General features: G+C 72.6%; 13 protein-coding genes. 8 read left to right on the top strand and 5 right to left on the bottom strand.

The window, feature by feature from the left end; genetic code table 11:
- Window positions 1–3 precede the first annotated feature (3 nt).
- A complete protein-coding gene (locus ACFWVP_RS33765) occupies window positions 4–972 on the bottom strand; it encodes a beta-ketoacyl synthase N-terminal-like domain-containing protein (protein ID WP_384501846.1) in 969 nt (322 codons plus the stop codon).
- Window positions 969–2096: a beta-ketoacyl-[acyl-carrier-protein] synthase family protein gene (locus tag ACFWVP_RS33760; RefSeq protein WP_384501844.1), complete on the bottom strand. Its 1128-nt coding sequence runs from the start codon at window positions 2094–2096 to the stop codon at window positions 969–971. The genes ACFWVP_RS33765 and ACFWVP_RS33760 overlap by 4 nt, the downstream gene beginning before the upstream one ends.
- Before the next feature lie 239 nt (window positions 2097–2335).
- On the opposite strand from ACFWVP_RS33760, the gene ACFWVP_RS33755 reads away from it, so the two are divergent.
- From ACFWVP_RS33755 to ACFWVP_RS33735, 5 genes are read left to right on the top strand one after another with little or no spacing between them, the layout of a single operon-like run.
- The gene (locus ACFWVP_RS33755; protein WP_384501842.1) at window positions 2336–2587 is read left to right on the top strand and encodes an acyl carrier protein; all 252 of its coding nucleotides are present in this window, start codon (window positions 2336–2338) and stop codon (window positions 2585–2587) included.
- Complete coding sequence (locus ACFWVP_RS33750; RefSeq protein WP_384501841.1) at window positions 2587–2952, top strand: hypothetical protein; 366 nt, start codon at window positions 2587–2589, stop codon at window positions 2950–2952. Before ACFWVP_RS33755 ends, ACFWVP_RS33750 begins: the two co-directional genes overlap by 1 nt.
- Window positions 2952–3365: a hypothetical protein gene (locus tag ACFWVP_RS33745; protein WP_384501839.1), complete on the top strand. Its 414-nt coding sequence runs from the start codon at window positions 2952–2954 to the stop codon at window positions 3363–3365. The genes ACFWVP_RS33750 and ACFWVP_RS33745 overlap by 1 nt, the downstream gene beginning before the upstream one ends.
- Complete coding sequence (locus ACFWVP_RS33740; RefSeq protein ID WP_384501837.1) at window positions 3365–3775, top strand: hypothetical protein; 411 nt, start codon at window positions 3365–3367, stop codon at window positions 3773–3775. The genes ACFWVP_RS33745 and ACFWVP_RS33740 overlap by 1 nt, the downstream gene beginning before the upstream one ends.
- Entirely contained in the window at window positions 3772–4719 is a 948-nt protein-coding gene (locus ACFWVP_RS33735; RefSeq protein WP_384501835.1) for a hypothetical protein, read from the top strand. Before ACFWVP_RS33740 ends, ACFWVP_RS33735 begins: the two co-directional genes overlap by 4 nt.
- Window positions 4720–4764: 45 nt before the next feature.
- On the opposite strand, the gene ACFWVP_RS33730 is transcribed toward ACFWVP_RS33735, so the two are convergent.
- The 3 genes from ACFWVP_RS33730 to ACFWVP_RS33720 form a co-directional block, all read right to left on the bottom strand.
- Window positions 4765–5562: a hypothetical protein gene (locus ACFWVP_RS33730; protein WP_384501833.1), complete on the bottom strand. Its 798-nt coding sequence runs from the start codon at window positions 5560–5562 to the stop codon at window positions 4765–4767.
- A gap of 191 nt (window positions 5563–5753) precedes the next feature.
- Window positions 5754–5954 (bottom strand): ferredoxin, encoded by a 201-nt coding sequence (locus tag ACFWVP_RS33725; RefSeq protein ID WP_384501861.1) that lies wholly within the window; start codon window positions 5952–5954, stop codon window positions 5754–5756.
- Between the two features lie 5 nt (window positions 5955–5959).
- Window positions 5960–7183 (bottom strand): cytochrome P450, encoded by a 1224-nt coding sequence (locus ACFWVP_RS33720; protein ID WP_384501831.1) that lies wholly within the window; start codon window positions 7181–7183, stop codon window positions 5960–5962.
- Window positions 7184–7570: 387 nt separating this feature from the next.
- Here ACFWVP_RS33720 and ACFWVP_RS33715 point away from each other — a divergent pair, with 387 nt between their 5' ends.
- From ACFWVP_RS33715 to ACFWVP_RS33705, 3 genes are all read left to right on the top strand, one after another.
- Window positions 7571–15274 carry an amino acid adenylation domain-containing protein gene (locus tag ACFWVP_RS33715; protein WP_384501829.1) on the top strand — a complete coding sequence of 2568 codons (7704 nt, stop codon included), beginning with the start codon at window positions 7571–7573 and terminating at the stop codon, window positions 15272–15274.
- Window positions 15271–23040: an amino acid adenylation domain-containing protein gene (locus tag ACFWVP_RS33710; protein ID WP_384501827.1), complete on the top strand. Its 7770-nt coding sequence runs from the start codon at window positions 15271–15273 to the stop codon at window positions 23038–23040. The genes ACFWVP_RS33715 and ACFWVP_RS33710 overlap by 4 nt, the downstream gene beginning before the upstream one ends.
- Window positions 23037–24946, top strand: a 1910-nt coding sequence (locus ACFWVP_RS33705; RefSeq protein WP_384501825.1) for a condensation domain-containing protein, incomplete at its 3' end; no start/stop codon positions are given. The genes ACFWVP_RS33710 and ACFWVP_RS33705, both read left to right, overlap by 4 nt.

The raw sequence follows: 24946 nt of genomic DNA, 5'->3' as shown, positions 1-24946 counted from the left end.
AAATCAAGGCTGCGCGGGACCGCGTAGTGCCACGGCGGTGAGATGCCCGGAATCGGAGAGGGACACCACGAGCGCGGGCCCTCCTTCCCGGGCCAGCGCGATCAGCTCCAGAATTCCCGACACCGTGCAGTGCCTGGCCTCGGTGAATGTCCCGGCCGGGTCGCGCAGTGAACCCCCGGCCCCGGCGACCGCCGCCGCGACGGCGTCGCGGGTCGCGGCTCCCAGCCGCGCGGCGCCGGCCGGTCCGCTGACGACGAGCCGCAGACCGTGCGCGCCGGCGGCCAGCGCGGCGACGCGTCCGCAGGCCGCGGCGAGGGCGGCCGGTTCCCAGCCGCCGTCGGCGCCCCGTACGACGAACCGGGAGAGCCCGCCGGTGATCTCGGCCAGCGCGCCGGCCCCGTCGGCCGGGTCGGCGGGGTCCGGGGCCGACAGCACGACGGCGGCGGCGGCGTCGTGCTGCCGGTCCCCGTCGGGCGCCTGGTCGGTGGCCGCGGCCACCACCCGGTCGGCACGGCCGGTACGCAGCGCCGTGAGCGCGAAGTGCACGGCCTCCAGGCCGGCGGTGACCGGATTGGTCAGCGTGACCGAGAACGCCCGGGCACCGGTACCGATGGCGAGCTGGCTGCCGGGGGTGCTCATCGAGAACGCGGGCACCTCCGCCGGACTGATGCCCCGGACGCCCTCGGTACGCAGGGTGTCGTCCATCCTGCGATGAGCGTGGGCGATCGCGTACTGGGTGCCCGTGACGACGCCCAGGCGCAGGCTCGGGCCGCCGGTGAGGGGCGGGTCGTCGTGGCGCCTGCCGAGCGCCTGGTGGCCCGCGGCGAGCAGGTAGCGGGTGGCCGGGCTGTAGTACTTCCAGCCGCGCCGGCCGAGGTGTTCGGCGGGGTCGAACCAGGACGGGTCCCGGCCCGCCGACGGAGCCCGGGGCTCCTCCGCCACCGCGCCCGTACCCGTCAGCCATACGTTCATGCGCCGGCCTCCCAGGCGAGCACCGCGTTGTTCGCGCCGAAGCCGGTGCCGCTCACCAGCACGGTCGGACGGGGCAGGGGGACGGGCCCCGCCAGGGGGACGTCCATCGGGCAGGTGGGATCGACGGTGGTGACATGGGCGTTGGGCGGCACCAGGCCCTCGCGCAGCATCCGCGCGGCGATCACACAGCCGAACACGCCCGCCGCGCCCGCGGTATGGCCCATCACCGCCTTCGGCGCGTAGCCGACCGTACCGGCGATGTCGCCGCCGGCGGCCGTCACGGCCTCGCCGACGGCGGTGCTCTCCACGGAGTCGTTGAGCGCCACCCCGGCACGGTGCAGGACGACGGCTCCGGGGGGGCCGGAGGTGGCGAGGGCCTGGGCGACCGCGCGCCGCAGCTGTCCGCCGGTCGGCTCCGGGGCCATCGGATGGTGGGCGTCGCAGCTCCAGCCCTGCCCGGCGAGCACCGCCTGAACCGCCACACCCCGGCGCCGGGCGGACTCGGCCGACTCCAGCACCACGGCGGCCGCGCCCTCACCGGTGACCATGCCCGCGCGATCGGTGTCGAAGGGGCGGCAGCAGTCGGGGTCCAGCAGCCCGAACCGGTGCAGCGTGCCGACCGCCACCCGGGAGAAGGCGTCGCCGCCGCAGGCCACGACGATGTCGGCCTGCCCGGTCTCGATCAGGTCGGCGCCCCAGCCCACCGCGTACGCACCGGCGGAGCAGGCGGTGGACAGGGTGTGGCCGCAGCCGCCGATGCCGAAACGGTCGGCGACCACCGCGGCCACCCCGTGGGTCGCGAGCCGACGGCCGGGCCCCTGCCGCTCCGCGAGGTCGATGTCTCCGAGCGAGGTGCCGACGGTCAGGCCGGCGGAGAGCAGGTCGTCACCGCTCAGCCGGGCATCGGCGACCGCCTCGGCGACCGCCTCGACCACCAGCGCGCCGGTGCGTCCGGTCGTGGCGTCTCCGGCCGGGGCCGCGTACAGGCGCGGGTGCTCGGGCAGACCGCAGGCGTCCGGTGCGGGCACCGGACGGCCGTCGGCACGCAGCAGCCCCTCCCACAGTGCGTCGACGCCGCTGCCGAAGCAGGTCACCGCTCCCAGACCCGTGACGACGACCGCCACTGACGCACCCCACTTCTTCGAACAGTGCAAAAACAATGCGACCGATACCGGACCAGGGTGCACTCGGTAATACCCGGACACCGTTGCGCCTGCAAGTACCTGCAGCAATCACTCGGGCATCTCCACCGCCTTCCGGATGCTGCATTACCATCGGCGGCGATCCGTCGGCTCCGTCAATTCGAATAGTGAACACCGAATGAAGCGGAGACGAGATGAATAGCCGAATGAAAGGGAATCCGGTGAGTGCCGAAATCACGCTGGACACGTCGGAGCTCCGGGACATGGTGGCGGACACCCTGGACGTCGAGTCCTCGGCGCTGACCGACGACGTACTGCTCATCGAGGAGCTGGGTGTCGACTCGGTGGTGGCGCTGGAGCTCGCCGTGACCCTGGAGCAGCGCTACGAGATCAGGATCCCCGAGGAGGAGCTCATCAAGCTCCGTACGTTCCCCGACATCCGCGCACTGCTCAGCCGGAAGCTGAGCGGTTGATGGACGCGCGGCCGGACCGTACGGACGACGCCGGGAGCCGCGGCTCCTACTTCCTGATCGAGAGCAAGGGCACCTGGGCGGGACCCAACGCGGGCACCTTCCTCCTGGACGCCGTGGCGCTGGCGGGAGCCGGCCACCGGGTGCGGGTCTACCTCGTCGAGGACGGGGTGCTCAGCGCGGCCGGAACCGACGTGCCCGAGATCGAGCGGCTCGCCGAGGCCGGGGTCGAGATCCTGGTGGACGACTTCTCGGCGGCGCAGCGCGCGCTCGGCGGCACCAGGCTGTCGCCGCACGTGAGGCTCGCCGGCATGGAGACCGTCGCGGCGGCCCTGGCCGAGGACGACTGCAGAGGTGTGTGGCACTGATGGGGACCCCGATGAAGCGCCGGGTGTGGGACCTACTCCTGATCATGACCGCCGCCCCGCACTCCAGCGACGTGGTGACTTCGGCGCTGCGGCTCTCGCACGCGGTGCTCCACAACGGCGGGTCCGTCCGGGTCTGGGCGTGCGGCTACGCCAACATGCTCACGCAGGACACCTTCGGAGACACCAAGCTGCCGAACACCCGGGACCCCGAGGGGCATTACCCCTCCTCCTCGGCGATCGTCCGGCAGCTGACCGCCGACAGCGACGGCCGCTTCGCCTGGATCGCGTGCACCGCGTGCACCGCGGAACGCGGAGCGATCCACCACATCCCGCACGTGCGGCACCGATCGCCGGCCCGGCTGGCGGGAACCGTCGACGCGGCCAAGCAGACGCTGTACCTCGGAGGAGCCTGATGACGACCCGCCGGGTGGAGCCCCGCCGACGCGTGCTCTGCGTCATCGACCGCGCCTACCGGGGCGCGGTCGAGGTCCAGTTCTTCCACCCCCTGTACGGACTGCTCGACCTGCACAAGCAGTTCGAGCACGTCCATCTGGCGCTGCGCGGCGCGACGGTGACGATGGCGGTCGAGGAACACGCCTACGTACCCTCCCTGAGGCTCGGTTCGACGACCCTGGACGGGCTCCCCGACTACCGGGGTTCCGTACGTGACCTGGTCGACGCGGGCTTCGAGGTCTTCGTGGACGGGGACGCGCTCGCCGCGCTCGGATTCGGCCCCGGGGACCTGCTGCCGGGCACCACCTGTATCGGCCCGGCGGAACTGGCGCGCCGCTGGCCCGCGTACGACCACGTGTGGTTCATATGACCGGCCGGGCTCCCGGGGGTCGGCACACCTTCGCGACCCCGCTGCGCGCGTACGACCGGATCGACGTGTGCCCCGGCGGACCGGGCCTCCGGTTCCGCCTGTTCAAGACGGTCCGTGCCGAGGACCCGTACATGGCCGGGCACTTCCCCGGCCTCACCCTGCTGCCCGCCGTCTTCGTCCTCGAAGGGCTCCGGCAGGCGGTGTCGGTACTCACCGGCGGCGACGAGCCGCTGAACCTGGTGGAGGTCACCTCCGGCCGGTGGCTGGCACCCATGCAGGGCGGCGACGAGATCCGGCTTGACGTCACGGCCACCGAGGCCGGCGACGGACGGTGGCGGGTCACCGCGGACGGGGTACGCCAGGACGGCGTCCCGGTCGTCGCCGCGAAGGTCGTGCTCGGCGGGCGGGACGCCCTCGTGTCCGACGCCCTCGTGCCCGCGGGCGGGCCGCCCCCGGTGGCCGTCACCGCGTCCGGACCCGACTACACCGCGATCCTGGACCGGCTGCCCGTACGCCACCCCATGCTGCTGGTGGACCGGGTGGAGGCCTTCGAGCCCGGCCGGGAGATCACGACGGTCAAGGCGGTCTCCGGGTCCGAGCCCTGCTACGGGTCGATGGAGGACGGCCTGCCGCTGTCCCGGTACATGTACCCCAGGACGCTGATGCTGGAGTCCTTCGGGCAGTCCTCCGTGCTCCTGTGGCTGTCGAGCGGCACCACCGAGGGCGTGCAGGTCGCGGCGGCGTTCCGGCACTGCCGCTTCGCGGGCGAGGTCCGGCCCGGGGCCGTGCTGCGTCATGTGGTGCGCGTCGACCGGCTGATGTCGGACAACGTCTTCGTTTCCGGGGAGACCTGGGACGGCGGACGGTGCGTCATGACGGTCGGCGCGCTCATCGGGTCGAGCCGGCCGCGCGAACGGGTCGACAGGACGGCGGCGGCTCCCTGACACCGGGGCGGCGGGCGCCGGGGCGGTGGTCCGCCCCGGCGCCTGTCAGGAGGACGCGTGGGCCGAGAGGATCCCCGTGACGGCGTCGGCCGTCAGGGTGCTGCGCAGGATGTCGGCGTGTTCGACGGGAATTTGGACGCTTCGCGCGGCCAGCAGGGCCCCCTCGGTCGGCTGCCGTGAGTTGACCGCGGTCGCGGTGCGCCAGGCGGCCGTCGGATCGATGCCCCGGGCCGCGTCCAGATACGACACGAACGACCGGAACACCGCCGCGAACTCCTCCAGCAGGTCCGTGTCGAGCTCCTCGCGGGCGAAGGCGGCCCCGGCCTGCTCCCGGAAGATCCGCACGAGCTCGTCACCGAAGGCGGCGAAGTCGGGGGTGCTCACCCGCGCCGCCGCGGCTGCCTGTCGCGCGGCGGTCACCTCGTCGGCGGAGAGCACCGAGGCGAACTGGCCCATCATGGCGGCGAAGTCACGGTCCAGGGCGGCCGGTGTCGGCACCTCCGGGTCGAACATCACGAACGGGGGCGCCTCTTCCTGCCGGGCCGCCACCCTGGCGGCCAGCTCACCCGCGAAGACGCTGCCGGCGCAGTAGCCGAGCACGGCCCGGACGGTGTGGCCGCTGTCCTGGACCTGGCGGTCCCACCGCTCGACGTAGTCCGCCGCGGACATCCCGTCGCCGGTGTCGGGCTGCCTGGTCTCCCACACGGTGAGCCGGGGGTCGAGGTGCGGGACGAGGTCGGAGAAGCTGGAGTCGGGCCGCCCGGTGGTGGCGAAGTCGACGGCCAGGACGAGGCCGGAGCCCTCGCCGGCCCTGAGCACCTTCCAGCTGTTGAGCCTTGTCATGTGTGCGGTCCACTCTGGTCGACGGCCGGCACCGCGGAAGGGTGCGGGCGTATGGAGGTGTCGGGTTCGGGCACAGAGGCGGGCCCGTCGTCGTGTGTACGGCGACGGACCCGCGAGCCGGGGTGCGGGCGGCCCGGCGCCTGTCGGGTGACCTCTGATCGCACCCGGGGAGCGAAGGCCGCCCGGCAGGTTCAGCCCCCGGTGATCCGGATGGCCTTCGACGGGCAGATGTGCTCGGCGATCTTGCGCGCGTGGTCGGCGTCGGCGCCCGCGGGGCTGTCGTCGAGCAGGACGACCAGGCCGCTGTCGTCGTTCTGGTCGAAGACCGCCGGCGCGCTCATCACGCAGAGGCCGGCACCGATGCAGCGGTCGGGGTGGACGTGCACCCGCATCCCGCTCACCAGCCGACCACGAGCTTGTGCACCGGCGGCAGCCCGTCGACGAGCTCGATCGGCTCGTCGGACCCGACCACGTGCAGCGCCGGGAAGCGGGCGAACAGCGAGGTGAAGCACAGCTCCATCATCAGCCGGGCCACGTGCTGGCCGAGGCACTGGTGGACGCCGTACCCGAAGGCCAGGTGGTCGCGCGAGTCGCGGTGGATGTCGAAGGCGTCCGGGTCGGTGTACTTGGCGGGGTCCCGGTCGCCGAGGCCCTTGAGTACGAGGATGCCCTCGCCCTCCTTGATGGTCACCCCGTCGATCTCCACGTCGGCGAGCGCCACACGGGCGATGATCTCGTCGACGATGCTGAAGTGCCGCAGCACCTCGTTCACGGTCTTGGGCATGAGCCCGGCCGGGTCGGCCTGCAGGGCCTTGAGCTGCTCGGGGTGGTCCAGGAGCGTCTGGGTGCCGAGCGCGATGCGGTTCACGATGAACTCGTAGCCCGCGAGCAGCAGCATCTTCGTCATCAGCGTCAGACCGTGGTGGTCGAACTCGTCGGTCCGGCCGGCCCGGGTGATGAAGTTGCCGAGCATGTCGTCGGTGGGGTTCTGCTGCTTCTCGGTGACGAGGGCCGCGAAGTACTTCATCAGCTCGTTGTTGGCGGCCATCTTCTCGTCCATGGTGTACGAGTGGCGCGTGCCGACCATGATCGCGGCGTTGCGGGTGAACACGTCGCGCTCGGCCTCGGGGATGCCGGCCATCTCGCAGATCACCTGGGCCGGCAGCGGCAGGGCCAGGGCCTGGACGAGGTCGGTCGGGCCGCCGGCCTCCTCCATCCGATCCAGGTAGCGGTCGATGAGCTCCTGGACCCGGGGGCGCAGCTTCTCGGAGGCCTTGATGGTGAAGTCGGGCAGCGCCATCTGCCGGACCCTGGTGTGCCGCGGCGGGTCCATGGTCACCAGCAGGTTCTTCGAGTCCCGGGCGATCATGTCCAGCAGTTCCTGCGGCGCCGGGAACCTGATGGGGAACGTCGGGTGCGGCTCCACGCTGAACCGGTTGTCGGCCAGCAGCCGCTGTATGTGGTCGTGCTGGGAGACGAGCCACGCCTTGCTGCCCGACGGCATGGTCACCTGGGTCAGCGGCCGGCCCGCCGGCACCTGACCGTACTCGGTGAGCAGCGGGTTGGGCCATCCGCGGGGGGCTACGGGGCAGGTCGCCGGCATCTCCATGGCGTCGGTCATAGGGGTTTTCCCTGTCTTTGTCGTGGTCATGAGCCTGCTCGGGGTGATGCTACGGACGGAATTCCGGTCCGCCGGAGGAGCTGCCTCTTGTTGCAGACAATCCGGTCCGAGGAATCCGAATCCTTCGCGCCGAGGGGTGAGAAGAGCCCTTTCCGGAAATTGCATCGACGTGCGACACAGCTTGTCCGGGCGTGTATTCGTTTACTGAACGTTGATGGACCGCAGCCGACGGAAACCGGCTTCACGGGGCGAATGGCACGGCTCTGCCCACTTACCGACGGCCGCTGAGCCGGCCCGTTCCGGCGCCGGCGGGCGCCCCGTGTCCGCCGACCCCTTTGCTCACCGACCGATTCCCGGATCGGCCAGGCCCGAAGAAACAGAGGACAGATGTCTGACTCGTCAGCCACGGTTCTGCCGCTGACCGCCGGCCAGGCCGGAATCTGGTACGCGCAGAGCCTCAGCGGTCCGAACGCGACGTTCAACGCGGCCCTGTACCTGGAGATAGCGGGCGCGGTCGACCCCCTGCTGTTCACCGCGGCCATGCGGCAGGTCGTCACCGAGACCGAGGCGCTCCGTGCGCGGTTCACCGAGGGGAGCGCGGGCCCGGTCCAGGTGGTCGAGCCCGTCACCGACTGGTCGGCGGAGCCCGTGGAGGTCATCGACCTGACCACGCGTGAGCGGCCGGGCGACGCGGCCGACGCGTGGATGTGGGCGGACGCGAGCACCCCGCTGGACGTGCTCGGCGGCGCCCTGTACCGCTTCGCGCTCATCAAGGTCGCCGAGGACCGGTTCCTCTTCTACTACCGCTACCACCACCTGGTGATGGACAGCTTCGGCGCGAGCCTCGTCGCCTCCCGGACCGCCGACGTCTACACCGGCCTGGTCACGGGCGAGGACACCTCCGACGGCGCGTTCCCGCCGCTGCGCGAGCTGATCGACGACGAGACCGCGTACCAGGAGTCCGCCGCCTTCGAGGCCGACCGGGCCTTCTGGACCGCACAGTTCGAGGACCGGCCGAACGCCGTGAGCCTCGGGGACCGCCCGACCGCACTGCCCACCGACCTCGTCCGCGCGACCCGGCAGGTCCCGCCGGAGACCGGCACCCAGGTCCGCGACGCGGCCCGGGAGGCCCGGGTCGGCTGGCCGGCCGCGGTGCTCGCCGCCCTCGCCGCGTACACGAGCCGGATCACCGGCAGCAGCGACGTGGTCATCGCCCTGTCGGTCGCCGCGCGTACGACCGGACCGGGCCGGGCCGTGCCCGGCATGGTGTCCAACGTGGTCGGCGTCCGGATGACGGTGCGCCCCGACATGACGGCGCAGGAGCTCGTCCGTCACGCCCACCAGCGCATGCGCGCCGTCTCCCGGCACAAGCGCTACCGCTACGAGGACCTGCGGCGTGACCTCAAGCTCCTCGGCTCCGACGGGCGGCTGCTCGGTCCGAGGCTCAACCTGCACGTCGTCGCGCCCGCCCTGCACTTCGCGGGGCTGCCGGCGAGCCTGCACCCGCTGATGGCCGGGCACGACGACGACTTCTCGCTCATCGTCGTCGGCGGGCAGGACGGCGGCTTCCGGTTCGACCTCTCGGCCAACCCCGACGTGTACGGCGCCGACGCGGTGCGGCAGCACCACCGGCTGATCACCCGGCTGCTCGGCGAACTCACCGAGCACCCCGACCGGCCGATCGGCGCCCTGGACGTCGTCGACCCCGAGACGCTGGCCCGACTGGTCGGCGACTGGGGCGGTGCCGCCCGGACCCCGGAGCCGACGGAGCGCACCTCCCTGCCCGAGCGGTTCGCCGCCGCGGCGGCGGCCCACCCGGACAACAGGGCGGTCGTGTACCCCGACGGAGCGGGTACCCGGTCCCTCACCTACCGGGAACTCGACGCCCGGTCCAACCAGTTGGCCCGGCTGCTCATCAGCCGGGGCGTCCGGCGCGGACAGCTCGTCGCGCTGGCGATGCCCCGCTCCGTGGAGATGGCCGTGGCCCTGCTGGCCACGCTGAAGGCCGGGGCGGCGTACCTGCCGATCGACCCCGAGTACCCCGCGGACCGGGTGGCCTACATGCTCGGCGACGCCGAGCCCGCCGTGGTGGTCACCGCGCAGCGTGACGCCTTCACGCACCTGGCCGTCCGGACACCGGAGATCGTGCTGGACCACCCGGAGACGGCGGCCGAGGCCGACGGGCTGGCGAGCACCCCGGTCCTGGACGCCGAGCGCGGCGGCCCGGTGCTGCCCGACCAGGCGGCGTACGTCATCTACACCTCCGGGTCCACCGGCCGGCCCAAGGGCGTCATGGTCGCCCATCAGAACGTGATCCGGCTCTTCGACGCGACCGAGCGGTGGACCGGCTTCGGGCCCGACGACGTGTGGGCCCTGTTCCACTCGTACGCCTTCGACTTCTCCGTGTGGGAGATCTGGGGCGCCCTGCTGCACGGCGGGACGCTCGTCGTGGTGCCGTTCGCGGTGAGCCGGGCGCCGGAGGAGTTCCTGCGGCTGCTGGTACGGGAGCGGGTCACCGTCCTCAACCAGACGCCCTCGGCCTTCTACCAGCTGGTCCAGGCCGACCGGGACAACCCGGACACCGGACGGGCCCTCGCGCTGCGGTACGTCATATTCGGCGGCGCGGCACTGGAGTTCGGGCGGCTGGCCGAGTGGTACGAGCGGCATCCGGAGGACTCCCCGCGGCTCGTCAACATGTACGGCATCACCGAGACCACGGTGCACACCACCGAGCTGATGCTCGACGCGGCGCGTGCCTCGTCCGGCAGCGGCAGCATGATCGGCCTCGGCATCAGCGATCTGCGCGTCTACCTGCTCGACACCGCGCTGCGCCCGGTGCCACCCGGCGCCACCGGTGAGCTGTACGTCGGCGGGCCCGCCGTCGCCGACGGCTACCTGGGACGCCCGGGCCTGAGCAGTACCCGGTTCGTCGCGGACCCCTTCGGTCCGGCGGGGGAGCGCATGTACCGCTCCGGCGACCTGGCCCGCTGGGCCCCGGACGGCAGCGCCGACCTCGAGTACCTGGGACGGGCCGACCAGCAGGTCAAGATCCGCGGCTTCCGGATCGAGCTGGGCGAGATCGAGGCCGCCGTACTGCTGCACCCCGATGTCCGGCAGACGGCCGTCGTCGTCCGCGAGGACACGCCCGACGACCTGCGGCTGGTGGCCTACGTCATCGGCGACCAGGGGCCCGCCGGACGGGTCGAACTGGAGCCGGCCACGCTGCGCAAGCACGCCGCCGCCACGCTCCCCGAACACATGGTGCCCACCGCGTTCGTCCAGCTGGACGTGCTGCCCCTGACCGGGAACGGGAAGCTCGACACCCGGGCCCTGCCCGCCCCGGACATGGCGGGCTCCGCCGGCGGCCGGGCGCCCCGCACACCCGAGGAGGAGATCTTCTGCGGGGTCTTCGCCGAGATCCTCGGTGTGCCCTCGGTCTCCATGGACGACAACTTCTTCGACCTGGGCGGCCATTCACTGCTGGCGACCCGGCTGGTCAGCCGGGTCCGCGCCGCGTTCGGCGTCGAACTCGCCATCCGTACCGTCTTCGAGGCGCCCACGCCCGCGGCGCTGATCGCCTGGCTCGCCGGCCACGGCGACGTGCCGCGGGCCCGGCAGCCGCTGACCAGGATGGACAAGCCGCAGGAGATCCCGCTGTCGTTCGCCCAGCTGCGGCTGTGGTTCATCGACAAGATCGACGGCGGCTCCGGCACGTACAACATCCCGCTCGTCGTGCGGCTGAACGGCTCGCTGGACCGTGAGGCGCTGCAGGCGGCGATCGGCGACGTCGTCGCCCGGCACGAGAGCCTGCGCACCGTCTTCCCGGACCACCGGGGCACCCCGCGCCAGCACATCCTGTCCGCGCGGGAGGCCGCCCCCGTCATGGGGGTGACCGAGATCGCCGCCGACGAGCTGGCCGAGGCGATGACCGAACGCGCCGCCGTCGGCTTCGACCTGGCCACCGAGGCTCCCATCCGGGCACACCTGTTCGCCGTGTCCGAGGAGGAGCACGCCCTCCTCATGCCGATGCACCACATCGCCGGTGACGGCTGGTCGCTGGTGCCGCTGACCCGCGACCTCCAGACCGCCTACACCGCGCGCTGCACGGGCCGGAGCCCCGAGTGGGAGCCGCTGCCGGTGCAGTACGCCGACTACACCCTGTGGCAGCGCGAGATCCTGGGCGACGAGGACACCCCGGGCTCCGCGATCTCCGGCCAGCTGGCCTTCTGGACGGACTATCTGCGCGGACTGCCCCAGGAAGTCACCCTGCCCCCCGACCGGCCCCGGCCGGCCGTCGCGTCCTACCGCGGCGAGACGCTCCGCTTCGACCTGCCGCCCGCGCTGCACCGGCAGCTGACCCGCTGCTCGCGCGAGCACGACGTCAGCCCCTTCATGGTGGTGCAGACCGCGCTGGCGGCGCTGCTCGGCAAGCTCGGTGCCGGTGACGACATCCCGCTCGGCATCTCGATCGCGGGACGCACCGACGAGGCACTGGACGACCTGGTCGGCTTCCTCGTCAACACCCTGGTGATGCGCACCGACCTGTCCGGCGACCCGAGCTTCGCCGACCTGCTGGGCAGGGCCCGCGCGGACGGCCTGGCCGCCTTCGCCAACCAGGACCTGCCCTTCGAGCGGCTGGTGGAGGCCGTCAACCCGGAGCGCTCGGCCGGCCGGCACCCGCTGATCCAGATCGGTCTCGGCTTCCAGAACAACGCGACCCCGGGGCTGGACCTGCCCGGTCTCGACGCCTGGATCGAACCCGCCGTCACCCACACCGCCAAGCTGGACCTGCTGTTCGACTTCCGCGAGGTCCACGGCGACGGGGACACGCCGGACCACACCACCTGCTCCGTCGAGTACGCCACCGACCTGTACGACCGGGCGACGATCGAGCTGCTCACCGGCAGGCTGACACGGCTGCTGGACCAGGTGACCGGCCGCCCCGGCAGCCGTCTGAGCGAACTGGACGTGCTGGACGCCGACGAGCGCCGACGGATCCTCGTCGAGTGGAACGACACCGCGCGCCCGGTCCTCGAAGGCACGCTGGCCGAACTCCTCACCCAACGCGTCGCGCTCTCCCCCGACTCGCTCGCGGTCGTGGCGGGCGCGGAGGAACTGCGCTACGCCGAGCTGGGCCATCGGGTCAACAGGCTGGCCCGCCACCTGATCACCCGGGGGATCGGCGCCGAGGACCGGGTACTCCTGGTCATGCCCAAGTCGCTGGACCTCCTGGTGGCCCAGCTCGCCGTGGTCACGGCGGGTGCCGCGTTCGTGCCGGTCGACCCCGGCTATCCGCGTGAGCGGGTCGCCTACATGGCCCAGGACTCCGCGCCCGTGCTGATGCTGACCACCTCGGAGGTCGCGGAGACCGCCCGGGAGGTGGTGCCGGACGTGCCCACGGTCGTCGTGGACGCCCCCGCCCCCGCCGCCCGGATCGCGGCCCGGCCCGCCGGACCGCTGTCGGACGGCGACCGGCGGGATCCCTCCACCGTCGACCACCCCGCCTACGTCATCTACACCTCCGGTTCGACCGGCCGCCCCAAGGGGGTCGTGGTCACCCACCGGGGCATCGGCAACCTCGCCGCCGCCCAGGGCGAGCGGTTCGACGTACGGCCGGACAGCCGGGTCGTCCAGTACGCGGCACCGAGCTTCGACGCCGCGGTGTCCGAGACCTGCATCGCCCTGCTCGGCGGGGCGACGCTGGTGCTCCCGGTCGGCAGCGGGCTGCTGCTCGGTGACGAGCTGGCCCGTTTCCTGACCGAGCGGCGCATCAGCCACGCGACGATCCCGCCCATCGCGCTGACCGGCCTCGACCCGGCCGCCGTACCCGCGGACATGGTGCTGACCGTCGCGGGCGAGGCGTGCTCCGCGGAGCTGGCCGGGATCTGGTCGGCGGGCCGGCGCATGATCAACGCGTACGGACCCACCGAGACGACCGTCTGCGCCACGATGAGCGCCCCGCTGTCCGGAGCGGTCACCCCGCCGATCGGCACGCCGATCGCCAACGCCCGCGCCTACGTGCTGGACGCGCGGCTCAACCCGGTCCCGGTCGGCGTGCTCGGCGAGCTGTACGTCGCCGGGGTCAACCTGGCCCGCGGCTACCTCGGCCGCCCCGGGCTGTCCTCGGAACGCTTCGTCGCCGCGCCGTTCGGACCGCCCGGGGAGCGGATGTACCGCACCGGCGACATGGTGCGCCGGCGCGCCGACGGGCAGCTGGAGTTCCTCGGCCGCACCGACGACCAGGTGAAGGTGCGCGGCTTCCGGGTCGAACTGGGCGAGATCACCGACGCGCTGACCGAACAGCCGCAGGTCGAGGCCGCCGCCGTGGTGGTGCGGGAGGACCGTCCCGGCGAGCGCAGGCTGGTCGGCTACGTGGTGCCCGCCGCCCAGGACGCCGGTGTCCGCGACACAGGCCTGGAGAGCGACCAGGTCGAGAAGTGGCAGACCATCAACGACGAGGTCTACGGCGCGTCCAACGGCGACGGGACCCGGCTGGGCGAGAACTTCAGTGGCTGGCACAGCAGTTACGACGGTTCCGAGCTGCCCGAGTCGGAGATGCGGGCCTGGCGCTCGGCGACCGTCGACCGGATCCTGGAGCTGCGGCCCCGCCGCGTCCTGGAGATCGGCGTCGGCGCCGGGCTGATCATGACGCCGGTCGCCCCGCACGTGGACCTGTACTGGGGCACCGACCTGTCCGGCGAGGTGATCGACACCCTGTGCAGGCAGACCGCGCAGATACCGGGCCTCGCCGAGCGCACCTGCTTCACGGCGACCCCGGCGCACCTGCTGGACGGCCTGCCGGCCGGGACGTTCGACACCGTCGTCATCAACTCGGTGGCGCAGTACTTCCCGGGCCTCGACTACCTGACGGACGTCATCCGGAAGGCGTTCGACCTGCTCGGCGAGTCCGGCTCCGTCTTCCTCGGTGACCTCCGTGACCTCCGGCTGCTGCGCCTCATGCGGACGGCCGTGCACCGCACCGGCCACCCCGGGGACAGCGAGGCCGCCACCCGGTACGCCGTGGACCGGGCCGTCGAGCGCGAGACCGAACTGCTCGTGGACCCGGCCCTGTTCGACACCCTGGCCGGATCGCTGGAGGGCTTCGGCGGCGCGGACGTCCGCGTCAAGCGCGGCGACTACGCCAACGAGCTCAGCCGCTACCGCTACGACGTGGTCCTGCACAAGCGGCCGGCCGCGCCCGTCCCGCTCGCGTCGGTGCCGTCCCTGGCCTGGGAGCGGGCGGGCGGCCTCGACTCGATCGCCGCCCGGCTGCGGGACGAGCGGCCCGAAGGGCTGCGCGTCACCGGCATCCCCAACGGCAGACTCGACGCGGACCTGGCCGGGACAAACGGCGCCGGTGCCACCGCGGTACCGGAGGGGGTCGACGTCACGGCCCTGCACGAAGCCGGCCGGCCCGCCGGCTACCGGGCGCTGGTCACCTGGACCGCGGGCTCGGACGAAGGCCGCCTGGACGCGGTGTTCGTACCCGAGGACGCACAGGGGACGGGCGCGGCACCCGCCTACCGGGACCTGTACCTCCCGGACGCGACTCCCGCCCGCTTCGCGAACGACCCGCTCGTGGCCCGCAGGAGCGGCGCGCTGGTGGCCGGGCTGCGGACGGCGCTCGCCGAGCGGCTGCCCGACCACATGGTGCCCGTGGCACTGGTGCTGCTGGACGCCCTGCCGGTCACGCTGAACGGCAAGCTCGACCACAAGGCGCTGCCCGCGCCCGACGCGGCCCTGTCCGCCTCGGACACGATGCCCGCCACACCGCAGGAGCAGACGCTCGCCCGGCTGTTCGCCGAGGTGCTCGGGCTTCCCCGGGCCGGTGCGGACGACGACTTCTTCCGTCAGGGCGGCGACAGCATCGTCTCGATCCAGCTGGTCAGCCGGGCCCGCGCCGAGGGCCTGCTGTTCACCCCGCAGGACGTGTTCGCGCACCGCACCGTGCGGGCCCTCGCCGCGATGGCCGAACCGGCTCCCGCCGGAGGCGGAACACCCGGCGCGGCCCCGGCGGACGAGTGGGACATGGCCCTGGTCTCGCAGGACGAACTCGACGAGTTCGAGTCGAAGTGGAGCGTGTCGGAATGAGCACGAACGAGAAGCCGTCGCTGGAAGCCGTACTGCCGCTCACCCCGCTGCAGGAGGGCCTGCTCTTCCACGCGCAGTACGACGAGCAGTCGGGTCCGGACGTCTACGTCATGCAGCTGGGACTGGACATCGACGGCCCGCTGGACGTGCCCGCGCTGCGCGCCTCCGCCCACGCCCTGCTGGGCCGGCACGGCAACCTGCGCGCCGGGTTCAGGCACGACGGTCCGCGACCGCTGCAGTTCGTCCCCAAGGCGACGGAGCTGCCGTGGCACGAGGACGATCTGACCGCCCTCCCGGAAGCGGACCGCGAGGCGGCGCTGCGCGACCTCACCGAACGGGACCGTGCGACCCGCTTCGACCTGCGTAACCCTCCGCTGCTGCGGTTCACCGTGGTCCGGGTCGCGGAGGACAGGCACCGGCTGCTGGTGACCAACCACCACATCCTGCTGGACGGCTGGTCCGCACCCGTCCTGGTCCGCGAGCTGTTCGAGCTGTACGCGGCCGGCGGGGACGTCACGGCCCTGCCTCCCGTGACCCCGTTCCGCTACCACCTGGCCTGGCTCGCCAAGCAGGACCGTGAAGGCGCCGTCCGGGCCTGGCGGAGCGCGCTGGACGGGCTCGACGAGCCGACCCTGCTCGCCGCGATGCCAGACGACCGGTCCACCACGGTGCTGCCCGCCAAGGTCTCCGTACTGCTCGGAGCGGAGACGTCCGCCCGGCTGACCGGGCGGACCCGTGAGCACGGCATCACCCTCAACACCGTGGTGCAGGCGGCCTGGGGTCTGGTGCTGGCCGGGCTCACCGACCGCCGGGACGTCACCTTCGGTATGACCCTCGCGGGCCGCTCGCCGGAGATACCCGGTGTGCACACCATGGTCGGCCTCTTCCTCAACACGGTGCCCGTGCGCGTCCGCATCGGGCGCGAGGAGACACTGCTCGGGATCTGCGAGCGGCTGCGGGAGGAACAACAGGAGCTGATGGCGCATCAGCACCTGGGCCTCGCGGAGATCCAGCGGACCGCCGGGCACGGCGATCTCTTCGACACCCTCACCGTCCTGGAGAACTTCCCCGTCGACCCGGCGACACTCACCCTGCCCGGCGGTCTCTCGGTCGCGGACTTCTTCTCCACGGACGGCGCGCACTACCCGCTCGCCCTCATGGTCATTCCCGGCCCCTCGCTCGAACTCCGCTTCACCTACCGGTCCGACGCCTTCGTGGAGGCCGAGATCGAGCGCTTCGGCAAGCGGCTCACCGCCGTGCTGGAGGCGTTCGCCGCCGAGCCGACCCGGCAGGCCGGAGCGGTCGAGCTGCTGGACGCCGACGAGCGGACGAGGCTGCTGGACACGTGGAACCCGGCCCCCGTCCCCGCGCCCGCGCGCACCCTGCCCGAGCTGCTGGCGCTGCGCACCGCCGAGACACCGGACGCGGAGGCCCTGGTCCGCGGCGGCCGGTCGCTGACGTACGCGGAGACGACCCGCCGGGCGGAGGAGATCGCCGCCTGGCTGCTCGACCGCGGGGTGCGCCCCGAGGAACCGGTCGGCATCGCGATGGACCGTTCCGTCGAGTTCGTGCTCGCCGTCCTCGGTGTGCTGCGGGCCGGCGCGGTCTACGTACCCATCGACCACCGCTGGCCGGCCTCCCGGCGCGCGGACGTCCTCCGGGACAGCGGCACCTCACTGGTCCTGGAGCAGGGAGACCTGCCCGAGTCCTTCCCGGTACCCGCCGACGGCGTGCCGATGCCGCCCGGCCCGGAGCGTATCGCCTACGTCATGTACACCTCCGGCTCGACGGGCCGGCCGAAGGGCGTCGCCGTCACCCACCGGGGGATCGCCGACCTGGCCGCCGACAGCCGCTTCGCGGGCGGCGCGCAGGAACGGGTGCTGATGCACTCGGCCCACGCCTTCGACGCGTCGACGTACGAGATGTGGACCCCGCTGCTGAGCGGCGGCACCCTGGTCGTCGGCCCGCCCGGTGAGCTGGACATGGCCACCATCGGACGGACCGTCGCCGAGGGGCGCGTCACCGCGGCCCTCTTCACCACCGGCCTGTTCCGGCTGATCGCCGCCGAGGCCCCGGAGATCCTCCGGCCGATGCGCGAGGTGTGGGCCGGCGGCGAGGCGGTGCCCGCGGCCTCGGTGCGCCAGGTGCTGGAGGCCTGCCCGGACATCACGGTCGTCGACGCGTACGGCCCGACCGAGGTCACCGTCATCGCGGCCGCGCACCCGCTCACCGCGGACCGGCCCGTGCCGGACCCGGTGCCGATCGGCCGGCCGTTCGACGGCAAGCAGGTCTACGTGCTCGACAGCGGACTCGGCCTCTGTGCGGTGGGTGTTCCTGGTGAGTTGTACGTGTCGGGTGTGGGGTTGGCGCGTGGGTATCTGGGGCGTGCGGGTCTGACGTCGGAGCGGTTCGTGGCGAATCCGTTCGGGGTGGCCGGTTCCCGGTTGTACCGGACGGGTGATGTGGTGCGGTGGCGTGCAGACGGGGTGCTGGAGTTCGTCGGGCGTCGCGACAACCAGGTGAAGCTGCGTGGTTTCCGCATCGAGCTCGGCGAGATCGAGTCCGTGCTCGCCGCCCACGACGCCGTCGGCCAGATCGCCGTCATGGTCCGGGAGGACCGGCCCGGCGTCCGGCAGCTCGTCGGCTACGCCGTGGCCGCCACCGGTGCCACGCTCGACACGGACCAACTGCGCGCCTGGGCGGCCGAACGGCTGCCCGAGTACATGGTCCCGCGGCCGGTCGTCGCCCTGGACGCACTGCCGCTGACCACCAACGGCAAACTCGACACCAAGGCGCTCCCCGCCCCCGAGTACGGCACGGAGGAGGCGCGCGGACCCCGGACACCGCACGAGGAACTGCTGTGCGGACTGTTCCAGGAGGTGCTCGGACTGCCCTCCGTGTCCGTCGACGACAACTTCTTCGAGCTCGGCGGGCACTCCCTGCTCGCCACCCGCCTGGTGAGCCGGGTACGCGCGGTGCTCGGCGTCGAACTGTCCATCAGGCGCGTCTTCGAGGAACCCACCGTCGCCCTGCTCGCGGTCCGCCTCACGGACGGCGCGGCCCCGGCCCGGCCCCCGCTGTGCCCGGCCGACCGCCCCGAACGGGTGCCCCTGTCGTTCGCCCAGCGGCGGCTGTGGTTCCTCAACCGGATGGAAGGGCCCAGCGCCACCTACAACATCCCCTTCGCCGTCCGCCTCTCCGGCGAACTGCGCGTGCGGGCGCTGACCGAAGCCCTCGGTGACGTGGTCGGCAGACACGAGGCGCTGCGCACCGTGTTCCCCGACACCGACGGCGAGCCCTGGCAGCAGGTCGTGCCCGCGGGCGTGGCCACGGTGGCCGTCGAGGTCACCGACGTGACGGAGGAGGCACTGCCCGCCGCCCTCGCCGCCGCCGGAGCCGTCGGCTTCGACCTCGCCCGCGAACTGCCCCTGCGCGCACGGCTCTACAGGACCGCGCCGGACGAGCACGTACTGTGCGTCGTCGTCCACCACATCGCGGGGGACGGCTGGTCGCAGGCCCCGCTCTCCCGCGACCTCGGCGAGGCCTACCGGGCCCGGCTCGCGGGCGAGGCACCGGACTGGCGACCCCTGCCGGTGCAGTACGCCGACTACACGCTGTGGCAGCAGCGGCTGCTGGGCGACGAGCACGACGAGGACAGCCTCGCGGCCGGCCAGCGGACGTACTGGGCCGAACAGCTCGCGGGCGCACCGCAGGAGCTCGAACTCCCCGCCGACCGGCCCCGCCCGCCCGTCGCCACCCACCGGGGCGCCCATGTCCCCGTCACGGTCGGCACGGAGCTCGCACAACGCCTGCGGGCCCTCGCCGCCAAGACGGACACCACGCCCTTCATGGTCTTCCAGGCCGCCCTCGCGGCACTCCTGTCCCGCCTCGGCGCCGGAACCGACATCCCGATCGGCACACCGGTCGCCGGCCGGACGGACTCGGCGACCGACGACCTCGTCGGCTTCTTCGTCAACACCCTGGTGCTGCGCACCGACGTGTCCGGCGACCCGAGCTTCATCGACCTCCTGCACCGGGTGCGCAGGACCGCGCTGGACGCCTACGCGCACCAGGACCTGCCCTTCGAGCGGCTGGTCGACGCCGTCGGCGCGGACCGCTCGCTGTCGCACAACCCGCTGTTCCAGGTGCTGATCGCGTACCAGAACAACACCTCGGGCGAACTGGAACTGCCCGGTCTGCGCCTCACCGTCCAGGACATGCTGCTGCCGGTCGCCAAGGTGGACCTGGAACTGAGCCTGGCCGAGGACGCGCAAGGCGCGATCTCCGGCATGCTCGGCTACAGCACGGACCTGTTCGACCGGGACGGCGCGGAGCGCCTGGCCGGCCACCTGGTCACGCTGCTGCGCGCCGTCACGGCCGACCCGCGGCTGCCCGTACGCCGCGTGGAGATCCTGCCCGAGGCGCAGCGCCGGCAGCTGCTCGACGGCTGGAACGAGAGCGACCGGGTGGTGCCGGCCGGCACCGTCCCCGAACTGTTCGCCCGGCAGGCCGAAGCGGTCCCCGGCAGGCCCGCCGTGATCGCGGACGGCACCGTCGTGGACTACGGGACGCTGGCCGGCCGTGCCAACAGGCTCGCCAGGCTGCTGATCGGGCGCGGTGTCGGACCGGAGGACCGCGTCGCGCTCGTCCTGCCCAGGTCGGCCGGACTGACCACCGCGCTGCTCGCCGTGATGACAGGCGGCGGAGCCTACGTACCGGTCGACCCGAACCATCCGGCCGACCGGATCGCGTACATGCTCCGCGACAGCTCGCCCACGCTCGTCGTCACCGTCGCCGCCCTGGCCGGCCGGCTGCCGGCCGGACACGGCGAGCCGCTGCTCCTCGACAGCCCGGCGACCGCCGAGGCGCTGGCCGCCCTCTCCGGGGCGGAGGTCACGGACGCGGACCGCCGGTCAGCACTGTCGGCCGACCATCCCGCGTACGTCATCTACACCTCGGGATCCACCGGGCAGCCCAAGGGCGTCTCGGTCACCCACCGGGGACTGGGCAGCCTCGCCGCCTGGCATGCCGAGCGGCTCGGGGTGGACAGGGAGAGCCGGATCGGGCAGTTCGCGGCACCCAGCTTCGACGCGTCCGCCTGGGAGACGGTCATGGCCCTCCTCAACGGCGCGGCGCTCGTCCTGACCCCGGCCGACGGCCCGGTCCTCGGCCAGGCGCTCACCGACTTCCTGACCGGCGAGCGGATCACCCACGCCACCCTCACCCCGACGGCCCTGTCCGGAGCGGATCCCCAGCACGCCCCCGCGGGCCTGACCCTGGTCACCGCGGGCGAGGCCTGCCCCCGCGACCTCGCCGCCCGCTGGTCACCCGGCCGCACGGTGATCAACGCCTACGGGCCGACGGAGACCACCGTCTGCGCCACGGCGAGCGGCCCCGTGGACGGCACCGTCACCCCGCCCATCGGCGGCCCGATCGCCAACACCAGGGTGTACGTCCTGGACCCTGCCCTGAACCTCTGTGCGGTGGGTGTTCCTGGTGAGTTGTACGTGTCGGGTGTGGGGTTGGCGCGTGGGTATCTGGGGCGTGCGGGTCTGACGTCGGAGCGGTTCGTGGCGAATCCGTTCGGGGTGGCCGGTTCCCGGTTGTACCGGACGGGTGATGTGGTGCGGTGGCGTGCAGACGGGGTGCTGGAGTTCGTCGGGCGTCGCGACAACCAGGTGAAGCTGCGTGGTTTCCGCATCGAGCTCGGCGAGATCGAGTCCGTGCTGTCGGGCTGCGCCGGTGTGGACGGCGCCGCCGTCGTCGTACGCGAGGACCGGCCGGGCATCCGGCAGCTCGTCGGCTACGTGGTGCCCGACCCGGGCACGGACCCGGACACCGGGGCCGTGCGCGCCTGGGCGGCCGAACGGCTCCCCGAGTACATGGTGCCGCAGGCGCTCGTGGTCATGGACGCCCTGCCCCTGACCGTGAACGGCAAGCTGGACCACGCGGCCCTGCCGGCACCCGACGTCACCGCCTCCGGTGAGGGCCGGCACCCGGTCACCGCGGCCGAGCGGATACTCGCCGAGGCGTTCGGCTCGGTGCTCGGACTGCCCCGGGTGGACGCCGACGCCAACTTCTTCGAGCTCGGCGGCGACAGCATCGTCTCCATCAAGCTGGTCGGCCAGGTACGCAGGAGCGGCCTGGTCATCACCCCCCGGGACGTCTTCGAGCACAAGACGGCCGCCGGACTCGCGGCCGTCGCCCGCACCGTCGACGAGGTGGCCCCGCAGGATCCCGACGCCGGGATCGGCGAGGCGCCGCTCACCCCGATGACGCACTGGCTGCGCGACCACGGCGGCCGCATGGAGCGGTTCCACCAGTCGGTGCTGCTCCAGGTACCCGCCCGGGTGACCCTGGAGACCCTGACCACCGCCCTCGGTACGGTGCTCGACCACCACGACGCCCTGCGGCTGCGGCTGGCGGTCAACGGCGACGCGTGGTCCTACGAGGTACGGGAGCGCGGCGCGGTGGACCCCGCCGACTGCGTGAGCCGGGTCGACATCACCGGCGCGGACGGCACGAAGGCGCGGGCCGTCATCGCCGAGGAGGCGGAACGGGCCGTCTCCCGGCTGTCCCCTACGGACGGTGCCATGGTGCGGGCCGTGTGGTTCGACGCCGGCCCCGAAGAGCCCGGACGCCTCCTCCTCCTCGGCCACCACCTGGCCGTCGACGGGGTGTCGTGGCGGATCCTCGTACCCGATCTCGCCGAGGCGTGGCAGGCGGTGTCCGAGAACAGGGAGCCCGCGCCGCAGCCCGTCGGCACCTCGTGGCGGAGCTGGGCGCAGTGGCTCACCGCACTCGCGGCGGAGCCCGCGCGCGCGGCGCAGGTCACCTGGTGGGCCGAGCAGCTCGGCGACGGCGACGTCCCCGTGACCGCCGAGACGCGCGACCCGGGCGTCGACACCATGGGCACCCAGGAAGCGCTCGTGCTGACCCTGCCCGAATCGGTCACCGAACCACTCCTGACGAAGGTCCCCGCCGCCGTACGGGGCGGCATCGAGGACGTACTCCTGACCGGGTTCGCCCTGGCCGTCGCCGACTGGCGGCGGCGGCGCGGACTCGGCGCCGGCACCGAGGTACTGGTCGACGTCGAGCGGCACGGCAGGCAGATCCCGCAGGGCGAGGAGCTCGACATCTCCCGTACCGTCGGCTGGTTCACCAGCCTGGCACCGGTGCGGCTGGACCTCGGGCCCGTGCCGTGGGGCAGGGTCCTCACCGATCCGGCCGCCCTGCACAAGGCCCTCGACCGGGTCCGGGAGACGCTGCGGCGGATGCCGGACGAGGGCGTCGGCTACGGCCTGCTGCGCCACCTCAACCCGCACACCCGCGACACGCTGGCCGCCCTCGGCAGCCCGCAGTTCGGCTTCAACTACCTGGGCCGGACCGAGGTCGCCGGGGAACCCGGCGACGGGGCCCCACCGCGCGGCGCCGACGACTGGACGATGTCCGCCGACGGCGAGGTGCTACGGCAGCTCGGCGGTGACCCGGAGATGCCGGCCACCCACTCGCTGTCCCTCAACGTCCTGGTCCAGGACGGCCCGTCAGGGCCGCGGCTGGTGGCCAACTGGACCTGGCCGCGCCGCCTGCTGAGCGACGACGCCGTACGGACGCTGGCCGAGGGATGGTTCCGCGCGCTCACCGCGCTCGCGGAGCACGCGGGCGAGGGCGAGCCGGCCGGCCTGACCCCGTCGGACCTGTCACTGATCGACCTCGAACTCGACGATCTCGGGGTACTTGAAGCTGAGTGGAGGAAGACCCGGTGACCCGCAAGGATCTTTTTGAGGACATCCTGCCCCTCGCACCGCTGCAGGAGGGCATGCTCTTCCACGCGACGTACGACGAGGACGCCCTGGACGTCTACACCGTGCGGCTGGCCGTCGACTTCGAGGGCCCCTTCGACCTGGACGTCTTCCGCGAGGCGGTCAGGATCCTCCTGATCCGCCGGAGCAATCTGCGGGCCGGCTTCCTGTCGGAGAACCTGAGCAAGCCCGTCCAGGTGGTTCCCCGCGAGTTCGGCGTACCCGTCGTCGCCCACGACCTCTCCGCACTGGACGAGGACGACCGGCGGACGCGCCTGGCCGAGCTGACGGCGGCCGACGAGGACGTACGCTTCGACCTCGCCGTCCCGCCGCTGCTGCGGTTCACCGTGGTGCGCCTGGGCGAACGCTCCTGGCGGCTCATGTTCAGCTGCCACCACATCCTGCTCGACGGCTGGTCCATGCCGATCGTCCTCGGCGAGCTCTTCGAGCTGTACGGGAGAGGCGGCGACACCGCCGGCATGCCGCCCGTGGTGCCGTTCAAGCTGTACCTCGCCTGGCTGCGGAAGCAGGACAAGCAGGAAGGGCTGGCCGCCTGGCAGGCCGCCTTCGAGGGGCTCGCCGGGCCCACCCTGGTTGCCCCGCAGGCCGACGACACCGTCGACGTCCTGCCCCGTCAGCTCACCCTGGACCTGGCCGAGGAGCAGAGCACGGCACTGACGGCACTGGCCCGCCGGCTGGGCATCACCGTCAACACCATGGTGCAGGTGGCGTGGGGGCTCCAGCTCGCCCGGCTCACCGGCACCGACGACATCGCCTTCGGGGCCACCGTCTCCGGCCGCCCTCCGGAGATCGAGGGCGTCGAGGGCATCGTCGGGCTGTTCATCAACACGGTGCCCGTACGCGTCCGGCTGGACACGGCCGAGAGTATCCGGTCGCTGCTCATCCGGGTCCAGGACGAGCAGTCCGCCCTGCTCGACCACCACTACATCGGGCTCACGGAGATCCAGCGCGCCGCCGGACACGGCGAACTCTTCGACAGCCTGGTCGCGTTCGAGAGCTATCCGGTGGACGCCGACAGCCTGCGGGGCTCGCTCGGCGACCTCACGATCACCGGCACCACCGGTTCCGACGCCACGCACTACCCGCTGACGCTCATCGCCGTACCCGGCCGACGGCTGCAACTGCGCCTCGGGTTCCGGAGCGCGCTGTTCACCGAGACGTCCGTCGCCGCGATCCTCGGCAATCTGGAGACGGTCCTGCGGACCTTCACCGGGGACGGCGCACAGCCGGTGGCCGACGTACTGCGGTCGGTGACCCTGCCCGTCGGCTGGACGGTCCCCGACCGTGCCCCGCGCACCGGTGCCGTCCCGTCGCTGTCCGGCCCGGCCGCCGGTGGACCCGGCACGGGGGGACGCGCGCCGCGGACCCCGCAGGAGGAGATGCTGTGCGGCCTGTTCGCCGAGGTCCTCGGCGTCCCGTCCGTGTCGATCGACGACAACTTCTTCGATCTGGGTGGGCATTCGCTGCTCGCCACCCGCCTGGTCAGCCGGATCAGGACCGCCTTCGAGATCGAGCTGCCGGTGCGCGCCCTGTTCGACGCGCAGTCGGTGGTGGCGTTGGCGGAGCGGGTGGTGGGTTCGTCGGTGGGTGGGCGTGTGGCGTTGGTGCCGATGGTGCGTCCGGTGCGGGTTCCGTTGTCTTTCGCTCAGCGGCGTCTGTGGTTTCTGAATCGTATGGAGGGGCCGAGCGGGACGTACAACATTCCGTTGGGTGTGCGGTTGTCGGGTGTGCTGGATGTTTCGGCTCTGCGTGCTGCTTTGGTTGATGTGGTGGGTCGGCACGAGTCGTTGCGGACGGTGTTTCCTGATGTGGGTGGTGAGCCGTGGCAGGAGGTTGTCGCGGTGGGGGA

This window comes from Streptomyces sp. NPDC058637 (assembly GCF_042717325.1).
Lineage (GTDB): Bacteria > Actinomycetota > Actinomycetes > Streptomycetales > Streptomycetaceae > Streptomyces.
Note: the sequence above shows the minus strand (reverse complement) of the source record. Positions and strands in the feature narration are given on the sequence as shown.